Annotated in this window: 20 protein-coding genes and 1 pseudogene; 8 read left to right on the top strand and 13 right to left on the bottom strand. The window is 66.6% G+C overall.

Annotated elements, in window-relative coordinates; genetic code table 11:
- Window positions 1-2: 2 nt before the first annotated feature.
- The 13 genes from F816_RS0112395 to F816_RS0112455 form a co-directional block, all read right to left on the bottom strand.
- Entirely contained in the window at window positions 3-1262 is a 1260-nt protein-coding gene (locus F816_RS0112395) for a glycosyltransferase (RefSeq protein ID WP_019594993.1), read from the bottom strand.
- Window positions 1252-2469 (bottom strand): TIGR04063 family PEP-CTERM/XrtA system glycosyltransferase, encoded by a 1218-nt coding sequence (locus tag F816_RS0112400; RefSeq protein WP_026333263.1) that lies wholly within the window; start codon window positions 2467-2469, stop codon window positions 1252-1254. Before F816_RS0112400 ends, F816_RS0112395 begins: the two co-directional genes overlap by 11 nt.
- 13 nt (window positions 2470-2482) lie before the next feature.
- Window positions 2483-4378, bottom strand: coding sequence for an XrtA/PEP-CTERM system amidotransferase (locus F816_RS0112405; protein ID WP_019594995.1), 1896 nt, complete (start codon window positions 4376-4378; stop codon window positions 2483-2485).
- A 198-nt stretch (window positions 4379-4576) separates the two neighbouring features.
- A complete protein-coding gene (locus F816_RS0112410; protein ID WP_019594996.1) occupies window positions 4577-5701 on the bottom strand; it encodes a TIGR03088 family PEP-CTERM/XrtA system glycosyltransferase in 1125 nt (374 codons plus the stop codon).
- Between the two features lie 47 nt (window positions 5702-5748).
- On the bottom strand, window positions 5749-7299 hold the full coding sequence (gene xrtA, locus F816_RS0112415; RefSeq protein WP_019594997.1) for an exosortase A: 1551 nt from the start codon (window positions 7297-7299) through the stop codon (window positions 5749-5751).
- A complete protein-coding gene (locus tag F816_RS0112420; protein ID WP_019594998.1) occupies window positions 7289-8539 on the bottom strand; it encodes a TIGR03087 family PEP-CTERM/XrtA system glycosyltransferase in 1251 nt (416 codons plus the stop codon). The genes xrtA and F816_RS0112420 overlap by 11 nt, the downstream gene beginning before the upstream one ends.
- A gap of 45 nt (window positions 8540-8584) precedes the next feature.
- Window positions 8585-8950, bottom strand: a complete 366-nt coding sequence (locus tag F816_RS14140) for a GxxExxY protein (protein WP_231363406.1) — start codon at window positions 8948-8950, stop codon at window positions 8585-8587.
- A gap of 95 nt (window positions 8951-9045) precedes the next feature.
- A complete protein-coding gene (locus F816_RS0112430; protein ID WP_019594999.1) occupies window positions 9046-10113 on the bottom strand; it encodes a FemAB family XrtA/PEP-CTERM system-associated protein in 1068 nt (355 codons plus the stop codon).
- Entirely contained in the window at window positions 10097-11002 is a 906-nt protein-coding gene (locus F816_RS0112435; protein WP_019595000.1) for an XrtA system polysaccharide deacetylase, read from the bottom strand. Before F816_RS0112435 ends, F816_RS0112430 begins: the two co-directional genes overlap by 17 nt.
- Window positions 11003-11017: 15 nt before the next feature.
- Window positions 11018-12097, bottom strand: coding sequence for an XrtA/PEP-CTERM system-associated ATPase (locus F816_RS0112440; RefSeq protein WP_019595001.1), 1080 nt, complete (start codon window positions 12095-12097; stop codon window positions 11018-11020).
- A 3-nt stretch (window positions 12098-12100) separates the two neighbouring features.
- Window positions 12101-13624, bottom strand: coding sequence for a TIGR03016 family PEP-CTERM system-associated outer membrane protein (locus tag F816_RS0112445; RefSeq protein ID WP_019595002.1), 1524 nt, complete (start codon window positions 13622-13624; stop codon window positions 12101-12103).
- Window positions 13599-14495: an XrtA-associated tyrosine autokinase gene (locus F816_RS0112450; protein WP_019595003.1), complete on the bottom strand. Its 897-nt coding sequence runs from the start codon at window positions 14493-14495 to the stop codon at window positions 13599-13601. The genes F816_RS0112445 and F816_RS0112450 overlap by 26 nt, the downstream gene beginning before the upstream one ends.
- 115 nt (window positions 14496-14610) lie before the next feature.
- Complete coding sequence (locus F816_RS0112455; protein ID WP_019595004.1) at window positions 14611-16131, bottom strand: XrtA system polysaccharide chain length determinant; 1521 nt, start codon at window positions 16129-16131, stop codon at window positions 14611-14613.
- Between the two features lie 366 nt (window positions 16132-16497).
- Between F816_RS0112455 and F816_RS0112460 the strand changes: the two genes are divergently transcribed.
- The 8 genes and pseudogenes from F816_RS0112460 to F816_RS14145 all read left to right on the top strand — a co-directional run.
- Complete coding sequence (locus tag F816_RS0112460; RefSeq protein WP_019595005.1) at window positions 16498-17070, top strand: PilZ domain-containing protein; 573 nt, start codon at window positions 16498-16500, stop codon at window positions 17068-17070.
- Window positions 17071-17198: 128 nt separating this feature from the next.
- Window positions 17199-17915, top strand: coding sequence for an acyl-homoserine-lactone synthase (locus F816_RS0112465; protein WP_019595006.1), 717 nt, complete (start codon window positions 17199-17201; stop codon window positions 17913-17915).
- Window positions 17916-17917: 2 nt separating this feature from the next.
- Complete coding sequence (locus tag F816_RS0112470; RefSeq protein WP_019595007.1) at window positions 17918-18793, top strand: PEP-CTERM/exosortase system-associated acyltransferase; 876 nt, start codon at window positions 17918-17920, stop codon at window positions 18791-18793.
- On the top strand, window positions 18790-19692 hold the full coding sequence (locus F816_RS0112475) for a ThiF family adenylyltransferase (RefSeq protein WP_019595008.1): 903 nt from the start codon (window positions 18790-18792) through the stop codon (window positions 19690-19692). Before F816_RS0112470 ends, F816_RS0112475 begins: the two co-directional genes overlap by 4 nt.
- Window positions 19693-19696: 4 nt before the next feature.
- Window positions 19697-20512 carry an outer membrane lipoprotein-sorting protein gene (locus F816_RS0112480; RefSeq protein WP_019595009.1) on the top strand — a complete coding sequence of 272 codons (816 nt, stop codon included), beginning with the start codon at window positions 19697-19699 and terminating at the stop codon, window positions 20510-20512.
- Window positions 20490-22202: a LysM peptidoglycan-binding domain-containing protein gene (locus F816_RS0112485; protein ID WP_026333265.1), complete on the top strand. Its 1713-nt coding sequence runs from the start codon at window positions 20490-20492 to the stop codon at window positions 22200-22202. The genes F816_RS0112480 and F816_RS0112485 overlap by 23 nt, the downstream gene beginning before the upstream one ends.
- Window positions 22202-24460, top strand: coding sequence for an RND family transporter (locus F816_RS0112490; protein ID WP_019595011.1), 2259 nt, complete (start codon window positions 22202-22204; stop codon window positions 24458-24460). The genes F816_RS0112485 and F816_RS0112490 overlap by 1 nt, the downstream gene beginning before the upstream one ends.
- A gap of 387 nt (window positions 24461-24847) precedes the next feature.
- Window positions 24848-25233, top strand: a pseudogene (locus tag F816_RS14145) (PEP-CTERM sorting domain-containing protein); the annotation flags it as partial.

Here is a 25233-nt window from a genome sequence, read left to right on the forward strand (position 1 = left end):
GTTCAGCCGGACCGCGCGGTCCCGGGGGCCGTCGCGGCATCCGCGGCCGCGATCTGCTCGAAGGCTGCAACCAGCTCCGGGATCCGCGTCTCCCAGGCATTCGCCCGCGCATGCGCCAGGATGGCCTCGCGGTCCCATTCGCGCTCGAGCGCCTCCAGCAGGGCGTCGCGCAGCGCGTCATGGTCGTCGTACGGGACCACGATCCCGACCTGATCGGAATTCACCACCTCGGCGTTGCCCCCGACCCGGGTGGTCACGATCGGCAGGGCGCAGGCCGACGCCTCGAGGAAGACATTCGCCCAGCCCTCGAACCGGGTGGCCAGGACGAACACATCGCCAGCCGAATAGACGAAACGCAGGTCTTCCGGCGATACCTGCCCCAGGAACCAGACCCGGTCTTCCAGATCCAGGCTCTTTACCTGCTGGCGCAACTCGGCCTCGTTGTTGCCCTCGGGGGTCGCGCCGCCGGCAATGACCAGGTGCAGGTCGGGTTGCGTGCGCAGCAATTCGGGGAGGGTCGCGATCACCCGGTGAAAGCCCTTGCGCTCGGTCAGCCCCCCCACCGACACGAGGAAACGGCCCTCCTGCGGCAGCCCCAGGCGCTGGCGGGCCCCGGCCCGGTCCTCGGGATGGAAACGCCGCAGGTCCGCGCCGTTGCCGACGACCTGTACATGCCCGGGGGCCTGCCCCCAGGCGATCGCATCCTGCCGCAGCGAGTCCGCCACCGAGAACACCCGGGCCGCCGCACCCATCGCCCGATTGATCTGGCGCCGATGCAGGGTGCTGGCGGCAAAACGGACCAGGCTACCGCGCAGGGTGATGGTGTAGGGGCAGCGCAACCAGCGGGCCAGCCAGCGGGCGGCCACGCCGTCGGGATAGACAAAGTGGGCATCGATCAGGTCAAAGCGGAAATCGCGCCGCAGCCGTCGCATCAGCCAGAAACTGCCGAGCGCGAGGAACAACCCGTCGGTCCACTTGAGCACCCCCGGAAAGCAGAAGAACCGGGGGTGGTACACCGCAATGCCGCCCTGCTCCTCGTAGCGCGGCAAGGGCGGTCGCGAATGCGGCCGGAGACGCCCCAGCAGCCCCTGGAAGGGGAACCACGGGGCCGGCGCCACGACGACCAGATCCAGGTGTTCGGCCACCCGCCGCATGCGCTCGCGCACGAACAGCCCCAGGTTGGGTTGCGCCGCGTTGGGGTAGACGCGGGTGAACACCACCAGGCGCGGACTCCGGCCAGCGTGACGCCGGTCACCGGGCATTGGCGGGCTCCACGACACCCCGCAGACGTTCGTAAATCGCCTGGTATCGGGCAACACTCCTCGCCCAGGTGCGTTCCTGCTCGACAAAGCGGCGCCCCGCGACGCGTACCGCATCCCATTCGGGCGCGCGGGCCAGGGTGTCGAGCACCGTGTCCGCCAGCGCGTACGGATCGTCGGCCGGGAACAGCCAGCCGGTCTCACCATGGCGGATCAGCTCCCGGTGTCCGCCCACATCCGAGGCCACCAGCAGTCGCCCCTGGGCCATCGCCTCCAGCGGCTTGAGCGGGGTCACCAGCTCGGTCAGCCGCATCGAGTGGCGTGGGTACACCAGCAGATCCACCAGGTCGTAGTAGCGCTGCACTTGGTCGTGCGGCACCCGACCCGCAAACACGACCTGCTCGGCGATGCCCAGGCGCCGGGCCTGCTCCTGCAGGCGTTCCGCCTGCGGCCCGCCACCGACCAGCAGGATGCGTACATCCGGGGCCTGCGCCCGGATGCGCGGAAAGGCCTCCAGCAGTAGGTCCAGCCCCTCGTAGGCATAGAACGAGCCGATAAAACCCAGCACCCGGGCATTGGCCAGCCCGAGCTGCACCTTAAGCTCGGCGTCCGGCGCCCCGCCCAGGCGGAAGGCCTCGGCATCCACCGCATTCGGGATCACGGTGACCCGGTCCTGCGGGATGCCCCGGGCGACGATGTCGCGGCGCAGGCCTTCGCAAATGGTCGTCACGTGGTCCACCCGGCGGAACACGTACGACTCGAAGCCGCGCGTCATGCGGTAGCGCAGCCCGTGTTCGCGGCTGGTCCCGTGGTCCACCGCGGCATCCTCCCAGAAGGCCCGCACCTCGTAGACCACGGGGATACCGAGACGCCGGCCGACCCGCAGGGCCGGCAGGGCATTGAGAACCGGGGAATGGGCATGCAGCACATCCGGCTGCAACTCCCGGGCCACGGCCTCCAGGCGCCGGGTCAGGGCACGCATCAGCCCCCATTCGCCCAGCCCCGGCAGCGTACCGGGGCGATAGCGCGTGCGGTAGAAGTGCAGACCGTCGACATCCTCCTCGTCCGCCTCCACCGCCCCCTGCTTGGGGCTGGTCAGGTGAAACGTCTCCCAGCCAAGCCGGTGCTGCTCGCGCAGGATGGCGGCCGTGCGGAAGGTATACCCACTGTGCAGCGGGATGGAGTGATCGAGGACATGCAGGATCTTCATCACCACCCCCGCATCAGGCCGTCGACCGGGCCAGGAAGCCCTCGAACATCAACAGCGACCACAGGGCCGGGCTGTGGTCGCGGGCACCGCTGGTGTGCTGGTCCACCAGGGTCTTGAGGTAATCCATGTCGAAGATGCCAGAGTCGGCGATGCGCGGCCCCAGCACCTGCGCCCGCATGCGTTCGCGCAGCGGTCCGCGAAACCACGCGGCGACCGGGACGGCGAAGCCCTTCTTGCGCCGATAGAGGATCTCCTCCGGCAGGTAGGGCTCCATGGCCTTTTTCAACACGTACTTGCCCTCCGTCCCCCGCAGCTTGAGATCCGGGGGCAGCCCCGAGGTCCACTCGACCAGCTGGTGGTCGAGCAGCGGCACTCGGACCTCCAGCGAATGCGCCATGCTCGCGCGGTCGACCTTGGTCAGGATGTCGCCCGGCAGGTAGGTCTTCATGTCCAGGTACTGCACCAGCGACAGCGGGTGCTCGGTGGGGGCGCGCGCCGCATGCCGGCGCAGGACCTCGACCGCGCTGTAGCCCTGAAGCGAGCGCCGAAACACCGGCGAAAACAGGTGCGCGCGCAGGTCGTCGCGCAGGATCGACACCCCCTGGAAATAGCCCTCGACCGAGTCTCGCGCCAGGGCCTGGAAGGTAGCGCGGGCGCGTAACGGGCGCGGCGCCCAGTCGGCCTTGGGATACCACCGCGCCAGGGTCCCGAACACGGCCCGCCGAAGCCCCAGTGGCAGCGGCGCGCGCAGGCGTTCCTCCGCCAGGTGATGGCGATAGCGCCGATAGCCGGCCAGATTCTCGTCGCCGCCGTCCCCGGACAGGGCAACCACGACCTGCTGGCGTGCCTGTTCGCAGACCCGATAGGTCGGCAGCGCGGAACTGTCGGCAAACGGTTCGTCGTAGAGCCCGCTCAAGCGGTCCAGCAGCGCAAAGTCGTCAGGATCGACCTCCTGCGTGCGGTGATCCGTGTGGTAGCGCTCGGCGACCATCCGCGCGTAGCGGGATTCGTCGTAGGCCGGATCGGCGAAGCCGATGGAACTGGTGCGCACCGGGTCGTCGGACAGGCCCGCCATCATCGCGACCACCGCGCTGGAATCCACCCCGCCCGAGAGAAAGGCCCCCAGCGGGACCTCGGCGACCATGCGGACGTCCACCGCCTCGCGCAGGCGCGCGGTGAGTTCCTCGGCGGCGGTCGCTGCATCCGCCACGCCACTGTCGCCGAACGGGATGTCCCAGTATTCGCTTGGCTCGCTCAGGTTGCCCTGTCCACGGCGCACGGTCAGCGTGTGGCCAGGCGGCAGCTTGTGCACGCCGCGGAAGATGCTGCGCGGCTCCGGCACGTAACCGAAGGCGAAATAATCCTCCACCGCATGCGGATCCATACGTCGCGGCATGCCCGGATGCGCCATCAGCGCCTTGAGCTCCGAGCCGAAGATCAGGTGCCCGTCCGCCAGCGCGCTGTAGTACAGGGGCTTGACCCCCAGGCGGTCGCGGGCGAGGAACAGGGTGTCGCGATTGCGATCCCAGACGGCGAACGCGAACATGCCACGAAAGCGCTGCACACAGGCCTCGCCCCACTCCTCCCAGGCATGCACGATCACCTCGGTATCGCAGTGGGAGCGGAACCGGTGCCCCGCCTGCTGCAACTCGGCGGTCAGCTCCGGGAAGTTGTAGATCTCGCCGTTGTAGGTCACAACGACGGTCTCGTCCTCGTTGAACAGTGGCTGCTGCCCGCCGGAGAGGTCGATGATCGACAGGCGACGATGCGCCAGCCCGACGCCCGGCTCCAGGTGCACACCCCCCTCGTCCGGACCGCGGTGAAACTGGGTCTCGTTCATCGCCTCCAGCAGGGACCGATTGATCGGCCGCCGGTCACGCAAATCGAAGATTCCGGTAATGCCGCACATGTCGGGTTCCTGATCGCTTCCTTGCCGAGGCCAAATGACGCCGGACGGTGCACCCGGGGAGGCACTAATTGGTGCAAGCCCCGCCGCACCATCACGGAAAATCCAGCATAAACGACAACCCCGCCGCGGACCGACCGCGATGCGCGCCACAGGGCCCCTGGCGTTAGCGCCGGAACTAACGCCGGCACACGCCTACGTTCAACGCCGCTCCAGTACCCGGTCGTACACCCGCAGATACCCCGCGACCATCGCGTCCATGCTGAACTCCGCCTCGGCCCGCGCACGAGCGGCCACACCTTGCCGTGCGGTCCGTGCCGGGTCGCCGGGATAGGCCATCAGCGCGGCCGCAATCGCGTCCGGATCGCCCGCCGGGACCAGCACCCCGGTCATCCCCGGCTGGACGAGGTCCGGGTTCCCCCCGACATCCGTCGCGACCACCGGGAGCCCGGTGGCCATCGCCTCGAGGATGGTGTTGCAGATGCCTTCGGCCAGCGAGGGCAGGACGAAGAGGTCCAGCGCCCGCAGGCAGTCGGGGATATCCTCCCGGGCACCGGGGATCCAGGCCTGGCCCGCCACCCCGGACTGCTCCAGCAGCTGGCGGACCTCCCCGCGCAGCGGGCCGTCCCCGATCATCGCTAGCCGCAGGCGCGGAAACTCCGTCGGCATCCGGTCGCGCAGTGCGACAAAGGCCCGTGCCAGGTCCAGCGGCGCCTTGACCGCCTGCATACGCATGACCGAGCCGATCACGAAGGTGCCGGGGCCCCGGAAGCCCTCTGGAAACGGGGGCACGAACGCCTCTGACGTTGGTGCGAAACGGCCGGTATCCACGCCATTGAAGATGTGCGAAAGACGCGCTGCGGGCACCCCGATCGCATCCCGCAGGTATCCCTTTTGATGCTGCGAAAGGGCAATGTAGTGTCGGACCAGTGGCCGCATCAGCCGGCGCAATCGGCGGTTGCGGTCGCGCGTGCCGTCCAGGTCGCCGACATCCCAACCGTGTTCGCCATGCACGCGCGCGCGCACGCCGGACAGCGTGGCGGTCACCTGCGCCTCCAGCGTGCCGAAGTTCCGGGTATGGACGATATCCGGTTGCAGGGCGCGCAGCAGTCGCCACAGGCGAACGTGGACCTGCGGGTCCTTGCCTTCACGCTTGTGCAGGGCATGCAGACTGACATCGTCGCGCCGGATGCGCAGGCGAAAATCGGTGTAGTCCGTCATGCAGATGATGGCGTGCCGGAATCGGTCCGCGGGCATGTGGTTGATTAGATTGACCAGCCCGTTCTCCATCCCGCCGATGTCCAGGCGATGGATGATATGCGCCACGCAGGGTCGCGGGTCACCATCCCGGACGGTCTTGACGGATACGCCCGTCACTGTCGCGCGACAGCGGCGAGCTGCTCGAGGAGCTCGGGCAGGACGTCGGCCGCATAGGCCTGCAGCGTCGCCTCCTCTTCCCCGGGCTCGGAGCCATAGGGCACATAGAGCACGACCAGGGCCGCGTCATCGCGGCCACCCACCAGGCGGTTCAGCGCCTCGCGAGCCTTGACCGTATGCGGCAGCGTGGTCAGCTGGCCGTCCACCCAATACCAGCGCCAGACCAGCAGTTGCTGCCCGGGCCCGTGCAACAGGAAACGTTCGGGATTGGGGTAACCATCGACCGTGGCCTGCCCGCGATGGGATTGCGACCAGGACCCCACGCGGTGACGCCCGGCCAGGGTATTGCTCCAGCCCACCATGTTCCCGTAATGGTGCTGTTCGCGGTAGAACAGCACGTGCATGCCCACCGGCGGCCCGCCATATTCCGCCGTGACGAGACCACCCCGGCCATCGCGGGCGCCGCGATAACCCGGCTCCCAGGCATCGGCCTGATCCTCCAGCACCCGCCAGCCGGGCGGGGCCAGCGGGCCCGCGCCCAAACCCGCCACCGGACCGAGATCACGCTGGTTCATCCAATCCGCATACAGTGGGGCCACGCTGGCCAGCACCACCGCCAGCAGGGCCGCCACGGCGAACGGTCCGGCCTGCAACGAGCGGCGCTGTTTCGGCGTGTGCACGCGTGCGGCGGGCGGGTCCATATCTTCGCGCCAGAAGGCCCCGATCCCGAACATCAGCGCAATGACCACCCCGAAGAAGATCCACCCATAGATCAGGTGATCGACCCCTGCCGCATACTCCATGTCGCTCAGATGACCAATCATCACGATCATGTAGGCCCGCAGGCCATTGGCGACGATCGGCACCACGATGGAGACGCCGACAAACACGAGCCGCCGCCAGGGGCTGCGATACATGAGATAGGCGTACAGGGTGCCGAGGGCGACCGACGCGATCAGATAGCGCACGCCACTGCAGGCCTCGACTACCGACCAGCGGCCCGTGGGCAGATCGAAATACAACCCGTCGCGATAGACCGGGATCCCGGTGAGCTGTACCGCCGTTACGGTGAAGTCCGCGGTGAAATCCATCAGCGGCGGCACCAGGAACTCACCGAACGGGACCGCGAACAGCAGGTACGCCAGAGGGAACTGCAAGCGCCAGGTGATCGCATTGCCCAACACGAGCCAGAACAGCGCGGGGATCATCAGGACGGCCGCGAACTGACGCACGGACACCACATCCACCAGCTCTCCCGCCACCCAGATCAGCGAAAAGCCCAGCAAGGGCAACAGCGCCCACCAGGAAGGACGCGGCTCCAGGGCCAGCACCTCCTCGCGCTTGAGAAACAACAGAAACAGCACGATGGGGACAATCAGGAAACCATGGGCAAAGGTCTCCGAACGGTTCCAGACGGCCACAATGGATTCGAACGTCGGGTAGAACATCCATCCCAGCACGACCAGACCCAGCACCAGCACCGGCCCGGCCAGCCACCAGGACGAGCCGCGCACGGACGCCCGGATGTTGAGCGTTTCAGCGTCCATGGGCAGCCTCCGGGACTGGCTCGGCGCCGGGGACCCCGCCGGGGTGCAGGCGGAGAAACTCGCCCAGGTGCGCGAGATTGCGCGCCCAGTCATAGTCCGCCAGCACCCGGGTGCGCGCCGCGTGCCCGAGCGCCGAATCCGGTGCACGCAGATATCCGGAAACGGCCTGCAGGAACGCACCCGGTTCGGCCTCGGCACGGATCACCTCGCGCCCAGCCATCGCGGTCAGGCCTTCCAGAGCCTGCGGACTGGCTACGACCGGGCGCGCCAGGGCCATCGCCTCCAGGACCTTGTTCTGCACCCCACGGGCGATTCGCAGGGGCGCAATGACGACTGTCGCGTGCGCGATCCACGGTCGCACGTCGTCCACGAATCCGGTCACCGTGACTCCGGGGCGATCCGCCAGCGCCATCACCTCCGGGGCCGGCCGGCTGCCAACGATGCAGAACTCCACACCGGGATGTTCCAGCTGCAGCGCAGGCAGGACGTGGTCGGCGAACCAGATCACGGCATCGACATTGGGCCAGTAATCCATCGCCCCCGAGAACACCACGGTGCGCACCCCGTCGCGATAGGGACCCGGTGCCGCAACCGCATCCGGCGAGAAGAAGGCGGCATCGACACCGTTGTTCAGGGCATGCACCCGGTCCGCCACTTCCGGTGCTTGCTTGCGAAAGGTATCCGCCTCGGCCGGCGACACGAACAGGCTGGCGTCGCTGGCCTGCGCGACCTGTCGCTCGTAGGCCAGCAGCCGCCGCCCTTCGCGCCGATATACGGCGCTCATGGGCCAGCGCCGCGTCGGCGCATACTGCGTCCACTTGTCGGAATCCACGTCCACGAAGTCCACCACCCGGGTCAGCCCGTCCCCCTCCGGCAGGTACTGGGCCATCGCCGAGGAAAAGGCCAGGGCTTGGGCGACCGGCTGCCTTGCCAGCGTTGCACGGACCCAGTGCGCCAGTTCCCGGTCGCGATACCACGGCACGGTCAGCGCCTCGCCACTCAGCAAGCCGCTCAGGGCGCGCAACTGGGCACGCCGGCGCGGCAATGGACGGGCACAGACACTGGCGCACAGCCCCTCGAGTTCGGGCAGGTAGGCGGCGTCGGCCGGGTCATCGATGAACGTGCCCAGATGCACGCGATAGTGCTGCGCCAGATAGCGCAGGATGTGGTGCGAACGGATCTTGTCGCCCTTGTTGGGCGGCCACGGAATCCGGTGCACCAGATACAACAGATCATCCATAAGGCTTGTTCACCACGGAGCTCGCGAAGGCACGAAGAAGGGCATTCAAATCAAAGAACCAGGCGCTTGAGGCCATCCTTGAGGCGCACGCTTTTGAAGGGCTTGCGCGATATTCGCGAGTTTCATGTACCTGAGAGTTTGGGCCTCGTGAATCCGTTGCAGGGCATCCACACTTTTCAATTCCATCATCAGTCTGTCCTCGACCAGGATGTCGATACGGTATCCACAATCCAGCGTCTGCCCCTTGTAAGTGACGGGTATCGGAACCTGAGAGACGCAGCACAGCCCCGATTCCAGCATTTCGTGCACCAGGTATTTCTCGTAAACCGATTCCAACAGTCCCGGCCCAAGCTCGCGATGTACCTCGATCGCCAATCCGATGGCCTTTTTCGATAGCGGGTCGAATTCCATTTCGCCCCCAAACAATCTTTTCTGGATGCACTTCGTGGTCAATCCGCCCTTGACCTGCTCAGTGTTCTCTGTGGCCTCAGTGGTGAAAAAGCCCTTCAGCCGAGGGAGCGGGAGATCTTGGGGCCCAGCCAGTTGGCCACGGGCAGGGGCAGGCGCTGCCAGGCGGCGATGAAGTAGCGGTACTTCGGGTTGAGGGGATTGACGTCCGGCATCTCGGCGGCACGCACCAGGTCGTATTCGTAGTACAACGGCTGCGGCTCGAAGCCCCAGTTCTTCTTGAAGCTGAAGGACCCGGTATCGCGCTTGCTGCGGCCGAAATCGAACACCCGGTAGCCCGCCTCGCAGGCACGGCGCATCAGTTCCCAGTAGAGGAAGTCGTAGCCCGCCACTGCGCGGGCGCGCGGGGTTCCCGCGCCGTAGTAGGGCAGGACCTCGTTGCGGAACCAGAAGCTGACCACGCTGGCGACCGCTTCGCCCTCGTGCGTCACCGTCAACACGTCGCAATCATCACCGAACACGTCGAGCAATTTGCGGAAGTAATTCGGGCCGAAGACCGGGGTCCCCATGCGCCGGACATTGGCCGCGTAAATCGGGTAGAAGCGGTCGATGTCATGTTCGACCTCGCTGACCAGGCCCGCCTTGATGCCCTTGCGCACCATGCGCCGCTGTTTGCGCGGGATCGCATTCATGTTCGCGTCGACATCCGGATCCAGAAGGCGGCGGAAGGTGGAGTAGAGCTCGCTCTTGGTCGGCCAGTCCGGATGCCTCGGTTCGCGCAGGCGATACTCGAGATAATCGACATTCAGGCTGCGGGCGAGCTCCTGTGCTCGGGCATCCAGCGCCGCAGCCGCGGCGTCGGTGACTGCGGCCACACCGCCGTAGACACAGAACGGCAGCGATGACAGCGAGTCCCCGAACAGGCGGGAACGGATACGGCCCAGCGGCAGCACGCCCTGTATGGCGCCATCCACCTCGGCATAGAGGAAGTGCGTCTCGTGTCCGAACGCCTCGCGCAAGACCGTCGACCAGCCCGCGCGGTGGAAGAAGGTTGCCTGCGGACAGTTCTCCACGAACGCATCCCAGCGCGCATGGTCGGCCGCACACAGCGTCCGGACCTGCAGGGCACCGGTACCGCTGGCACGTTGATCAGGCGGTTCGTACATCGTCTTCCCCTGTCACTCTTGCATGGTTCCCGGGTGCCGCCAGTTCCACGGCAAACACGCGGTCCATGCGATCCCAGCGAAAGTCCTGCAGAAGACGCTTCAGGCGCGACTCCATACGGTGCAGGTTCACGTAGTGCCGGAAACGGCTCCGCGCCCCGAGCCCGGACACCCGCGGCTGATCGGGATCGATCTCCCAGGGGTGGAAGTAGAAAACCGCCGGCATCCCGTCCAGCGCCCCGATACGCCGAAGGGCCCCGCGCGACATCACGTAGGGCAGCAACCGGAAATAGCCGCCACCGGCCGCCGGCAGGTTGCGCCCGCCCATGCGGAGGGTCGCCGGGGGCAGCTCCAGGACCCCGGCGGGCATCGGGCGATGCGGGTGCCGCGGGGCCTTCGGCATGCCGTAGTGATCGTGGTGCACCGGGTAGATACTCGAGCTGTAGTCCAGTCCCGCCTCGCGCAACACCTCCAGCGCCCAGAGATTGCCCTCGCCGATCGAGAAGCTGGGCGCGCGATAGCCGCGGACCGGGGCTCCGGAGAGGTCTTCGAGGATGCGCTGGGCGCGCTCGATATCGGCGCGGAAGGCGGTGGGCGTCAGGTCTGTGACCCGCTCGTGGCCGTAGCCGTGACTCGCCAGCTCATGGCCGGCGTCGACGATGCGGCGGATCGCGTGCGGGTAACGCTCGGCGATCCAGCCGAGGGTGAAGAAGGTCGCCTGCGCGCCGCTCTGATCGAACAGCTCGAGGATGCGATCAAGGTTGCGCTCGATCCGGCATTCGCGAGTGTCCCAGGTATCGCGCGGGATGCGCGGGGCCAGTGCCGAGACCTGGAAGTAATCCTCCACATCGACGGTCAGGGCGTTGGGCCGATCGGCACTTTGCGTCTGCATGACAGGCCTCGGCAGCTACGACTGCGCGGCACTGGAAACCGGCGCCAGCGACGCCGTTTCGTAGCCCTCGTCGCGCACGATCTTCAGCACCTCCTGGGTCGCCCGGAAGTTGACCAGGAGATTGCGCTCGATCCGCTGCAGGCGTTCCTCCAGTGCCTCGATATCCTGTTCGATCCGCAGCATGGAGACCTGGCTGGCCACCAGGCGATCATCCAGGCCGTCCGACCCCGACCCGGCTTCGGGGCGCCCCGTGGCAGACGGCCCCTCATCCAGCAGGACCCCTTCCAGGTCTTCCTCGATCTCGTCGATCACCTGCTGCGCCCGCGCGGCATCCAGGTCGGTACTTTCCTCCAGATACCCCATCAGCAGCAGGCGGTCACAGAAGGTGTTTACCTTGCGCGGGATGCCACTGGTGTAGTCGTGGATACGCGCCCAGATGTCGTCCTCGAAATGCGGCCGCTCGTTCCAGCCGACCCGGGCGAGCCGGTGCTCGACGTAGGCCCGGGTATCGTCTGCGTCCATCGGCCCCAGGTGGTAGGTCGCGATCACCCGCTGGCGCAGCTGCTGCATGTCCTCGCTCCGCAGCAGGCGCCGGAATTCCGGCTGCCCAAGCAGAAAGCTCTGCAGCAGTGGCCCGTCGTCGCCCTGGAAATTGGAGAGCATGCGCAGCTCCTCCACGGCATCGGGGCCCAGGTTCTGCGCCTCGTCGACCACCAGCAGCGCGCGCTGGCCACGCGCCCGGGTATCGCGCAGAAAGGTCTCCAGACGGCGCAACTGGCCGGCCTTGTGACTGGGGGCATCGTCCAGCCCGAACGCGAGACAGACCGAACGCAGCAAGTCTTCTGCATCCAGCTGGGTGCTGACCAGCTGCGCCGCCACCAGCGGCTTGTCACTCAGGGTCTCGAACAGGCTGCGGACCAGGGTCGTCTTGCCGGCCCCGACCTCGCCGGTAATAACGATGAAGCCCTCCTCCAGCTGCACGCCGTATTCGAGATACGCCATCGCCCGACTGTGGCCCTTGCTGGCATAGAAAAAACGCGGATCGGGGCTCAGGGCAAAGGGCCGACCGGTGAAGCCGTAGAATTCCTCGTACATGCCTCAGAACTCCTTGGTCAGCGTGCCGATGATCGCGTTCTCGGAATACTCGCTGGCCGCGCTATTCGACTCCCGCCGCTGGTGCCGGACGGCCAGGCTCGCGGTGGTGTCCGGGGTCAACTCACGGCTGACACTGGCACGCAGGTACCAGAGGTCGTCCTCGCGATCGCTGTCGGCAAAATCGGTCCGGGTGACGCCCGTGCTCACCAGGGAGGTCGTGCGCGGGCCGTACCGCCATTGCCAGAAGGCATTGGCCCCGCGCTGGGTCCGGTTGTCCTCGAACAGGCCGACATTGGTCTGGGTCTCGGATTCACGCTCGGTCTGCACCAGATTGATCCCGAACACGCTGCGGCCGGTGTCATAGCTCCAGCCCGCACGCCAGCTACGCGTAAAGTAGTAGCCCTCAACGAACGCCTCGTCGCCCAACTGCGGATTAAGGGCGAACAGGAAGATCTCTTCCAGGGTGTAGCGATCCAGCAACTCGTCGATGGTCATGAACTGCGCATCCTCCGCCAGCTGGGCGAAGGGTCCCTGACGGCGCTGCCGGGTCGAGCTCACCCCCTCGTCGTAGCTGAGGCGGTAGGTCGCGCGGCGACTGCTGTGAGTTACGGACAGCGCGCGGTTCTTGCCGAAATAGCGCTCGCCGTAACGCGCCTCGATGTTGGTGACCCGGGTCGGGGCCCAGCCTGCGCCGACCTGCCAGAAACTGCCGTCATCGTCTTCGCGGGTCGTCGCGTAGTTATTGAAGTCCTCGCCCACCACGCCGAACAGACGCAGGGACCGCCCGAAACGATAGCCGAGCGTCCCGCTGACCTGCCCGAACTCGCCCTCCAGGCCATTGTCGAAACGCTCCTCCTCGTAGAACCCGGCGACCTGCCAGAACGGGCGGTTGAAGGCAGCCCCGCTGTTGAGGACGTATTCGCCCCGGTGGTAGTCACTGTCCTGGCGATTGCTCTGGTGGTTCAGGGTCGCGCCATAGGTGTAGCGGACCTCCTGCGTGGCGAAACTGCCGTAACGGGTCCGCAACATCGGCGAGACGCTGTAGGTGGTGGTCTCCTGCAGGTTTCCGCGCGGGGTACTGCTACCGATGCCCACCGGGCCGAGGATCGACGCCACCTGCTCGGTACGCGAGGCCGCTGCATTGACGAAGAAGGTGTCGTCCACCAGCTCCCAGTTGCTGCGCGCGCGCAGGGCGTGGCTCGTGCGGTCCTGACGCGAGTCGTCGAGATAAAAGCGCGAGTTCAGGCGGTAATCGATACGGGTATCGCTGCGGGCGCCTTCCCCTTGCAGCGTAAACCCGGGGCTGACGGTACCGATCAGGTCCGCGTCCTCCTGGCCCCGCGGGGCCAGACGGGCGTTGTCGGTGACCTCCGCCGACACCGTGACCCGCGGGGTCAACGTCCACTCGACGGCCAGCGCACTTGCGGGCGATGCCAGCGCGGCCACCGCCGTGCCGACCAGCCACCAGCGAGCCGGTAACGGCCACTCCTGGCGCTGGAAGCTAGCGGGCGGGGGTGTCGGCGACATGATCACGCTCGATGCCATAGTAGCTACCCCCGTAATATTGACCGCCGATGCCGATACCCGGCGTCGCGCGGTTGAGGGAGGTGAGCACGACGCCGCAGGAATCCAGCTGATGCATGGCTCGCTCCACCGTACTCGCCGGGGTGCGATCGGCCTCCACTACCATCACGACCTGCCCCATGTGCGTCGCCAGGACACCCGGCTCGCTGGTGGCCAGCAGGGGCGGGGAGTCGAACAGGATGATGCGATCCTCGTACCGGTCATGCAGGTCATCGACCAGATCCCGCATCACGTCGCTCGCCAGGATCTCGGTCGAGCGTCCGTGGGGGCGGCCTGCCGGCAAAACGGTCAGGTTTTCCACGTTGGTGCGCAGCAGGACATCGGGGATCTGGATGTCGGGTTCGCTAAGGACATCCATGAGCCCGAGATCGGCGTGAAACCCAAGGGTGCGGGGGATGGCCGGTCGTGATACATCGGCATCCACCAGCAGCACGGTGCGCTCCAGCTCCATCGCCATGCTCAGGGCCAGATTCACGCTGGTGAAGGTCTTGCCTTCCCCCGGCAAGGAGCTGGTGATCATGATCAGCCGGCCCTTGGGCACACGCATCGCGGCATGACGCCCGAATGCATTGTTCAGCAGGGGGCGTTTCATCATGCGGAACTCTTCCGCCACGCTGGAACGCTGATCCCCCGGAACGATGAGCCCCTGCTTGCGCAGCCAGGCAAAATCGATGCTGACTTCCTGCGACACCGGCTCTCGCCAGCGTTCGGGCTCGCGCGCGGCGGCTTCGGGGGTGGCCGCCTGTTCGGCCGTTGTTTCGGGGACCGGCTGACGCGCCCGGTTCTTGTCCAGCGCCTTCTCGATAATGCTCATTATGCTGTCAGCCCCTTGCCGGCAACCGACTCCATCGAGTCGGCCGGTTCCCTGAAAGATAGTCGGCACGCCACCGGATTGCCGGGGCATCCCATCCCGCACCTGCGTGGTTCCGTCATCGCAACAGCCCCAGGAGATCGTCCAGAAGGGCTTCCGATCCGGTCGCGTAAAGTCCCATGACCACGGCATACACCAGCACCAGCGTCCCCAGTGCGGCGGTGAATACCATCAGCTCCGACAAGCGGCGATGGCGACTCATCGGCGTACGCACCCGCGAGACACTGCCCAGGACCGGGCGACCGGTAACCGCCGCCAGCTGCTTGCTGCTACTGATCGTTCGGCGCAGCTGCGACAGCAGGAACGCAAAGCCGGTGCCCGCACCCAGACCGACCAGGAGTACTGCCGTGGCCAGCATGGGGCGATCCGGCGAGGCCGGCGCTGTGGGCTGACGCGGCGGCTCGAGCACACGGAAATCGACGGCGTCGGTCTGACTCTCGACGGCCCCCGACATCACCGCCTGTTCGCGGCGATCCTGCAACTGGCGATAGGAGTTGCGCATGACGTCGTAATTGCGAGTCAGGGAGGTCAGCTCGGACTCCACCGCCGGTGCGCGATCCACGTCGCCCTCCAGCCGCGCAACCCGGTCCTCGAATTCGGCGATCCGAGTGGTCAACGACGCGATCTCGCTTTCGGTTTCGCTGATGGCGTTTTGCAGCACCTCGTTGCCGCTGCCCACGCGCCGGATGGCCTGCGGGTTGCGCGCCTCTTCTTCACGACGCGACTCCAGCTCTTCCACAATGCGCCGTGACGAGACCACGTCCGGGTGCTCGTCGGTGTAGTGCAGACGCATCGCGTCGATGCTTTCCTGCAGCTCACTGATGCGCCGGTCCAGCTCCAGGTTCTCGTAACCATCTAGTCCGCTTCCGGCGCGCCGCCGGAGGGTTTGCAAGCGGCTCTGCGCCTCACGCTCCTGCAGGCGCGCCTGCTGCAGCTGGTCACGGGTGCGCTCGAGACGCGAGTAAAAGTTGCCGTCGCCGCTGAGGAAGCGCGCATTGTCGCGCTTGAACTCCTCGATCTTGGCCTCCTTCTCCTGCAGCTGCTGTTCGTAGTTATCGAGCTGGCGCTCGATGAACTGCTGCGAGGTGGTGAGATCGAGGCGCGAGTCGCCCATGCCGCGGGCCATGAACAGGTCAACCGTCTCGCGAACCACGCGATAGGCCACCTCGGGGTTTCCGTGACGGAAATTCACGCTATAGATGTTGTCGCGGTCGCCGACGTCCAGCGTCAGCCGTGCGCGCAGCAACGCGACCTGGGCATCCAGATTGGAGTTGCCGGTCAGAACGTCGAGATCGCTCTCGCGGGCGATCTCCTCGAGGTTGTCACGACTGAACAGGGTACGAGTGATCATGCGCAGGCGCTGCTCGGTGTTCGGCCGCACCGTCATCCCGCGCAGCAGCGGATCCAGAACCGACTGGGTATTCACATAGACCCGGGCCTCCGCCTGATAGGTATCCGGCAGGTTGTGGGCGTAGGCCCAGCCACCCAGACAGATCAGCCATGCAATGGGCAGGATCCACCAGCGCTTGCGCCAAGTAGAGCGGACATGCTGCCAGAGCTCTTGAACGATCTTTTCCATACAACCCAGCTTCCCGCCGACCGCACCGGCGCCTGGTAGCGTCCGCGGGCCGATCTGCTAACGAATACCTGCCCCCCGGACGCGTCTGCCTTGCGCCGGGACCCCCCGGGCTCGACACCGGCGTGCCGGTGAGGCCGGGTTGGGAGAAATCCCAGGTTCATTGAAGTGGGTTTGCCAGGGACTGTCCACAGATGTCGGGATTGTTTACAGCTGGCGAACTGACGGGCGAATCACGGCACAGGCGGCCCGCGCCAGGGTGAGCGAATCCCTGTCATTTCTGTGTACTGGTACAGAGTTTGCTGCTGAACACACAGGGTAGAGTTTCACAACTGCAGCGGCCCCTGCACCGACCATCAAGGATCGCTGATGAGTCACGAAAAGTTGGCACTGGAACTCGCGGACTTCTGGTTTCCGGCAATCGCAAACGAAACTTGGGATCAACGCCTCCGCATCCTCGACGAGATCCATGGCCAGCTATATCAGGACCTGGAATCCGCCGGGGAGTACGAACAAGTCTCCGCCAGCTTCGTCGCGGCGTTGATCAACCGGCTGGGGTCGCCCCCGATCACCGATCCGGCACAAGCACAGATCTACGCCGGATCGGCCGAGGAGCAGCACTGGGGCGCAGCCATCGCATGGCAATTCGGCGAGGGACAAGAGGCCGACGCGGCGGCCAGCGAGCAGAGGGAACGACGGCGCTGGCCGCGCGAGGCGGTCAATCTGCGCACGGAAATGTGGATCCAGGGACGGCCGGGCCACTGTCGTCTGGTGGATGTCTCGCGCTCCGGCGCACGCGTCATGCCGCTGCGCTACCAGCCGCGGCTGCCACCCGGGACCGCCATCCGGGTAATCGTGCCGAATGACGGCGCGCGCGACGGCGTCGTTGTGTTTTCCAGTCCACGGGGGGTCGGGCTGCAGTTCGTGAATGCCGCCGCCTGAAGCGAGCGGCTACCAATCTCCAACCCACGGGAGCAGACAGATGAAACACTGGATGACCACTCAAGCAGAACTCGCAAAAACGACCCTGCAACCGCTCGTCGCGTCCGATTTCGGACGCGCCCTTTCAGATGGGTAGCCCCGGCCGGATCCGCACCTATCTCGCCCGTTCGGAGGCCGCCCGACGCATTCATTACCGGCTGCGTTACGAGGTGTACTGCCGCGAAACCGGGTTCGAACCCGCCGAGCAGCATCCTGAGGGCATCGAGCGCGACGCCTACGACGAACATGCCGAACACTTCCTGATCAGCCACGAGGGTCGCCCACCGGAAACGCGCTGGGTCGGCGCGATGCGCCTGATCCTCCCGGGCAAACGCCCACTGCCGACCACGGCAAACTGCCGACTGTTCCCGGAGGTGGAGGCCGATGCCGATGTTCCGGCAGTGGAGGTTTCGCGCCTGATCGTGCGCGGGGCCTCGCCCGAGGTGCTTTATCACCTGTGTCAGGCCTCGCAGGAATACGCACGACGGCATGGATACCTGCGCATGTTCTTTCTGGTACGCCCGGCGCTCGCCCGACTGCTGCGGTGTCATGGCCTGCCCGTCGAGGTCTGTGGCGCGCCGCACCGGCATCGCGGCACACGCGTACCCTGCCTGGCGTACACGGACGAAGCGGGCGAGGCCCTGAAGGCCTGGCGGCTGCGATTGCAGCTTCCGGCACTTTCGGAAGTTCCGCACTACACTGCATGGGAGAGTCCCGGACCGGAATGCACGCCGCGCCATGCGGATGCTCCCGAGCCATGGGGTCCGCCCTCGGATACGGCGGGGCTTGCAGTAGGAGGGAACTAGTCGTGGAAAACGACTCGGTGGTGAGTGCATTCAATCGGTACTTCGACCTCTCCACGCGTACCGGGCAAAGCTTGGAGGAAATCCAGCATCTTCGCTATCAGGTGTACTGCAAGGAGTTCGGCTTCGAGCGTGAAGAAGACTGCCCGGGGCACAAGGAGATCGACGAGTACGACACCCAGGCATGGCACTGCCTGCTGGAACACAAGCCCAGCGCCATGGCCGCCGGATGCGTTCGAGTGGTCCATGTCGACGCCCATGATCCGATCACGCAATTGCCGATGGAACGCCATTGCAGCGAGAGCTTTTTCGACAGCGCCTGGCGCCCCGACCGGCTGGACCGCGACAACATTTGCGAGGTATCCCGCCTCGCCGTCCACGGCATGTTTCGGCGGCGCCATGGTGAGACCGCCACACCGTTCGGCGACATCGAGGCACTGGAAATCTCGCCCGACCAGCTTCGCGTATTCCCGATCCTGGCGGTCAGCCTGTTCGTGGCCGCCACCCTGCTCTGCGTGCACCACCGCAAGCAGCATGCCTTTGCCATGATGGAGCCAGCACTCGCCCGCATCCTGCGCCACACCGGACTCGAGTTCACCCAAATTGGCGAGATCGTGCACTATCACGGCAAGCGTGCAGCGTTCTATATCGACTCCGGGGAGGCATACGAAAGCATCCGGCGCTCCAGTGCCCTGAGCGAGCTGTGCCGGCACGTGGAATCGACCCTGCTGCGCCGACCGCATCCACTCCCCGCCACCGCGCCGATAAAGGCCGCCCGGCCCCGCGTCGCCCCCATGCGCCCCACAGGCCTGCCGGGCGGTCGGGCGTGGCGCCCGCGACCGACGAGGCCTGAAAATGGATACCACGGGTTGAGGAATTGAGCTCCGCCTTCGACTACCAGACGGCATTCGCCCGCACCGTCGGCTGGGTGACCACCAGCGAACTGCAGCGGATGCGCGGGGCGCGGATTGCAATCGCGGGCCTGGGCGGTGTTGGCGGTGCCCATCTGCTGACACTCGTACGCCTCGGGATCGGCCACTTCCACATCGCTGATCCGGATATCTTCGAACTGCACAACATGAACCGCCAGGTCGGGGCGGCCCTGTCGCGCCTGGACCGGCCCAAGGTCGAGGTGCTGGAAGAGATGGCCCGGGATATCAACCCGGAGCTCGAGATCGACGCGTTCCCGCAGGGCATCAGTCCGGACAACCTCGATGCGTTCCTCGCCGGCGTGGATGTCTATGTCGATGGCCTCGACTTCTTCGCCTTCGACATCCGGCGCCAGGTGTTCGCGGCCTGCGCCGAGCGCGGCATTCCGGCCGTCACGGTGGCGCCCCTCGGTATGGGGGCGGCGCTCCTGAACTTCCGTCCCGGCGGGATGAGCTTCGATGCCTACTTCGACCTGCACGACGGCCTGGACGACGAGGAGCTGGCGCTTCGTTTCATGATTGGCCTGGCCCCCGCCATGCTGCAGATGGGCTACCTGGCCGACCCGACAGCCGTCGACCTGGCCGCGCGGCGCGGGCCCTCCACCCCCATGGCCTGCGACCTGTGCGCCGGCGTCATGGGAACCGAGGTGCTCAAGCTCTTGCTGGGCCGCGGGACGGTCACCTGGGCCCCGCGGGGCGTGCATTTCGATGCCTACCGCCAGCGCCTCGCGCGGACGTGGCGCCCGGGCGGTAATCGCAACCCGCTGCATCGCCTGCTGATCCGCATGGCCCGCAGGCGACTGCACGCCCAGCGCGCCCAACAGCGGGCCGCAAACCCGGGAGTACAATGACGCCATGATGAACCGGATCGCCATGTTCGCCGGCACGGCCCTGCTGCTGGCGGCCGCCGTCCTCCCCACCGCGGCCCTGGCCGAGGAATCCGCGGCACGCGATCTGGCGCGCGCAGTGCACGAACGCCCGGACGGCGACGACGCCGTCACCCGCGGCATCATGACCCTCACCGGCGGCGGCCGCCGCGAGCGGGTACGCGAAAGTTACGAATACCGCCTGGAAGGCGACGAGCCCGGCGCCAGCCGCAACCTCATCCGCTTCACCTCGCCGCGCAACATCGCCGACACCGCCATCCTGATCCACAACCACCCCGGGGGTGATGTCGATCAGTGGTTGTATCTCCCCGCCATCCAGCGCGAGCGCCGCATCAGCAGCGAGAACCGGGGCGGCAGCTTCGTGCAGTCGGAACTCTATTTCGAGGATCTGGAAGACCGCGAACCACACAAGGACCACCATCGCATCTTGGGCGAGGACACCTACGAAGGAACGCCCGTCACGATCCTCGAGAGCGTTCCCGTGGACTCCGGCAACTCCGTCTACAGCAAGCGCGTCAGCTGGATCCACAAGGAGACCATGCTCCCGCTGCGAATTGACCTGTACGAAGGGGGGGACGAACCGTCCAAACGCCTGGAGGTCCAGCGGATCGAGGACATCCAGGGCTACTGGACGGTCACCCGCAGCGCCATGACCGATCTCGCCAGCGACCGCACCACCATCCTCGAGGTCGAGGACGTGACCTACAATAGCGGGCTGCCGAGCGAGTTGTTCACCATCCGCGGCCTGTCGGACCCGAGCCTTGCGCGCCCCTATCGCCCATAACGCCGGCGGCCTCCGGGCTGGGGGGCACCCCGCCGTGGCCCTCGCCGCGTTGCTGGTGCTCGGCCCCCTGCCCCTGGCGGCCGCCTCTCCGGGTCCCTATACGGTTCAGCCGGGCGACACCCTCTGGGACTTGGCCGAGCACCTGCGCCCGGACCAACACACCTCCATCCAGGAAACGGTCCGGCTTCTGTTCGAGCACAATCCGCACGCCTTCACCGGCGATGAACGCACCCTGCAGGTGGGCGCCGTCCTGTCGAGCCCGGATACCCCTGCCGGCCAGGCCAGGGCCGCCGCCCCAGCGAACGCCGCATCTCCGCGAGCCCCCCAACCCACCAACTCGGCATCGGCGGACAGCGTGGCGGCTTCCCCCGCCGGCGAAACACGGCGCGAATTTGTATTTGGTGAACGGCCGGACGAGGACACAGAGGCGGAAACCGAAACCGGCACCTCCGCCTGGGACCTGCGCGTCGACGAGACGATGGTCGAACTCGGGGTCCTGGGAACGTCCGGGCGCCCCGTGGATTACGTGCAGCACGGGCGCGCCGTGGTCAGCGCCCGGCGCAACCTGAACGAGGACTGGGACCTGCGTCTGGGCGCCCGCATGGACGTCCAGGCGCAACAGGGTGGCGACTATCCGCGCACGACGCGGGCCCGCGCCGACTACGACGAGAACTTCCTGCGTTACCGCGGCGACCGCACGCGCATCACGGTCGGCACCCAGCGCATCCTGTGGGGACGGGTGGACGAGATTCCGCCCACCGACCGGCTCAGCACCAAGGACCTGACCCGCTTCGGCCTGGACCCCTACGGCGAACGCCGCCGCGCGAATCCCGCCATCCGCGCAGAATTCTTCGAGGGGCCCTGGCACGCCGACCTGGTGTTCCTGCCCATCTTCCGGCCGGCGGAGCTGCCCGATCGCGACAGCCTCTGGCACCCGGTGGACCGCAACCGCGGCCGCCTGCTGGGGCTGCCGCAGGACCCGGCACTGGCGCCCCTGATCGAACAGGCCACGCTCGACGACGATGTCTCCGGCAACGGCGGCGCCGGGGTGCGGCTGGGACGCTCCGGGCGGGGCGCCGACTTTGCCGTGACAATCCAGCGCGCCCGGCACTCGCAGCCCTACTACCGCTTCGATGCCGATACCCGCCAGGCCATCCTGACCGGCCAGCCCGCGGGGGACCCGACGCTGGAGGCCGTGCACCCGCGCACCTGGGTGGTCGGCGGCGACACCGCCTTTGCCACCGGCGCCTGGACCTGGCGGGCCGAGGCCGCCTGGCTCAGCGATGTGCCGGTCACCCGCGCGGACGATCTGCGCCAGACCACGGTGGAAGGCGTCGACTGGGTGATCGGTGCCGAGGGCTTCCCCGGGGACGGGGATTTCCGCATGACCACGCAACTGGCCGGCCAGCACCTGCTGAATGCCGGGGACATGCTGGATGCCCGGGAGAGCTACTTCCTGACCGGGGAACTGGAAAGTCCGTTTGCCGGCCACAACTGGCGCGCCCGCATGCGTTACTCGGTTGGCCTGAACCGGCGCGACATCTACCTGAATCCGGAACTCGCGTGGATTGCCCGCGAGCCCATGGAATTTTATATCGGCCTGCACTGGCTGGACGGTGCCGAGGGCACCGCCGGGGGCTTCTATCGCGATAACCGCATGCTGGTGACGGGCTGGCGGGGTCAGTTCTGATGCGCTGGCTCCGGGGGCATCCCCTGCTCGCGCTGGGGATCCTGGCCCTGCTGATCCTCCTGCCCGGCCCCGTCCTGCTGCAGGTCAATCTGGACAACGCCCCGGAATCCTATTTCCCCGAGGACGCCCCGGCCGTCACCTTCGATCGCGAACTGCGCGAACGCTTCCCCCAGGACCAGGTGCTGGTCGGCCTGTTCACCGGAAGCGATCTGTTCGAGACGCACTTCCTGGAACGGATCGACGCGCTGGTGCAGGACATGGGAGCCGACCCGACCGTCGAACGGGTGCTGGCGGTCACCACCCTGGACCACATTCGCGCAACGGCGGACGGATTTACCGTGGACCGGCTGGTGGACGGCGGCGCACTGGACGAACGCACCCCGGAACAATGGCGCGAACGGGTGCTGCGCGATCGCTTCGCCCCCGGACTGGTGGCCGGCACCGGAGGCGAGGCGCTGGCCGTGATCGTGCGACCGCACGCCCTCGATAACAGCCTGCAGCGCCTGCAACTGGAACGCCTGCTGCGCGACCGGATCGGCGCACACGACCTGGAAGACGAGCTGGCGGCCATCGCCGGACACATCGCCCTGGATGTCGCCCAGCTCCGGGCCATGGTCAAGGACCTCGCCTTCCTGGTTCCCGGCACCATGACCGTGAGCCTCCTGCTCCTGTGGTGGCTGTTCCGACGCCCGCTGGTGGTCGCGCTGTCCGCCGCCACCATCAGTGCGGTGACCGGCCCCGCGATCGCCCTGCTGATCCTGCTGGACCGCCCGTTCACGCTCATCTCCGCCATCCTGCCGCCCTTGCTGACGGCGCTCACGGTGGCGATGCTGATGCACTTCTTCAACGCCACGCTGCACGCCGCGCAACGCGGCCACCAGGGGCGCGCGCGTGTGGAAGCGGCGCTTGCCGCCGTGGCCCGGCCCACGTGGTTCATGGCGCTGACCACCGCGGCGGGGCTGGCCTCGCTGCAAGTCAGCAGCATCCGGCCGATCGAGACCTTTGGCCTGATCGGGGCCTTTGGCGTCCTCCTCGCCGCGGCGATTGTGCTGCTGCTGCTGCCCGCGATCATGGGACGCTGGGACCGCGGCGACTGGCTCACGCCCAAGCGCGGATTGCTCCTGCTCGACCGCGTGACCGCGCTGGCCGCACACCTGGCAATCCGCCGGGCTGGCTGGGTGCTGCTGGCCACGGTCATCCTCCTGGCCCTGGCGATCCCGCAGATCCGACACGTCGAGGTCGAGACCGATCTCTACGCCTTCTTTGACGACAACCACTCGATTACCCAGGCCACCCGCGCGGTGGAGAGCGAACTCTCCGGGGTGATGGCACTGGAGGTGGTGTTCGACGGCCCGGACTGGGACAGCCTCCAGGACCCCGAACGCCTGCAGGCGATCCAGCGCGTACAGCACTGGCTGGACCAGCGCCCCGAAGTCGACTACAGCCTGTCCCTGCCGGACCTGGTCGCGGAGATGCACTGGGCCTTCAACGAGGAAGATCCGGACTACCGCCGGATCCCCGACGACCCCAACCTGGTCGCCCAGTACCTGTTCATCTACGACGGCCGCGATCTGTTCGATGCCGTGGACCGCGACTTCGAACGCAGCCGCATCCTGCTCAACCTGAACGCCCACGGCGCCCGGTCCATCAACGCACTGATGCACGATCTGCGGGGGTATCTGGAGACCAACCCGCCGGCCGATCTCGAGTGGGACATGGCCGGAATGGCAAGGCTGTTTGCGGACCAGGAACGCCTGCTGATCGAGGGGCAGCTCCACAGCCTGTATGCCGTGGCCGCGATGATCACGCTGCTGATGCTGCTGATGTGGCGCTCGATCCCGCTGACCCTCCTCAGCATGATCCCCAACCTGGCACCGGTAGCGATGATCTTCGCCCTGATGGGCCTGCTGGGCATCTGGCTGGACATGGCCACGGCCATGATTGCCAGTGTCGCCATCGGGATCGCCGTGGACGACACCATCCACATCCTGCACAACTATCGCCAACGCCGCGGGCGTGGCAGTCCGGTTGCCTGGGCACTCGCCCGGAGCTTCCGCCGCAGCGGTCGCGCGATTACCGCCACCACCATCGTGCTGGTGGCTCAGTTCCTGCTGCTGGCGCTGTCCGACTTCCAGCCCACCGCGGCCTTTGGCTGGCTGACCGCCTTCGGGCTGATCACGGCCCTGCTGTTCGACCTGCTGGTACTCCCCGCCATGCTGGTCGTCGCGCATCGACTGTCGCGGGCGCGTACCGCCTAGGCCGGTCCCAGGGGCCTCCCGTGGCCCGTTGTCGATAGGCTTTACAAGTAGCCATTGCCCACAGATCACTGATTTTATGGAACTTGTTTTCCATGAACCCCTGCCCATCGGCCTGAAGCCCCGAACCCACGCCAGCCTTCGTCGACCCCCTTTACAGTTCCACCCCGGGATCACGGGAAAACCACCCGCACGCAACGGCGAATCCAAAACCTGCCTCCAGCCCAACGAAATATCAATCGCAAAAACAATGGGTTGAGAGCGTCTAATTCTTTAGGCTGAAATTGGCACGACGTCTGCTTGGTAACCACTGCGACAGCAACAGACTCGGCCACCAGGCCAAACCCCGCGATGGTTGAATCGCTTTAAATTGAGTATCAGGAGAATCCCTTGAACGCGATAAAAGTACTTCTTTCTTCGCTCTGCGTCGGCATTTTCGCCGCAGGTGCGAGTACCGCGACGGCAGCGGAGGTGATCGACTTCGACATGAACCTCGACGCCACCGCAAGCTACAGCGGATCGGTCGAAAACGTCCGCCGGATCCAATTCGACCTGAACACCCAGACCTTCCAGTACATTCAGGACCCGAACAACCCGGTTCAGGTCGGCGATGTGTTCTATGACCGCGGATACGGCGACGCCACGGCCTACCGGACCGTCACCAACGCGGCCGCGCCCCAGACCGGCGACATCCTTGGTAACGACTACTCCATGGGGCTCCTCTGGGACGAACTCCGCGGCGTGGTAACCGGCACCGATACGGTCGGCGGCAATTA

Source organism: Thioalkalivibrio sp. ALM2T (assembly GCF_000381505.1).
GTDB classification, from domain to species: domain Bacteria; phylum Pseudomonadota; class Gammaproteobacteria; order Ectothiorhodospirales; family Ectothiorhodospiraceae; genus Thioalkalivibrio; species Thioalkalivibrio versutus.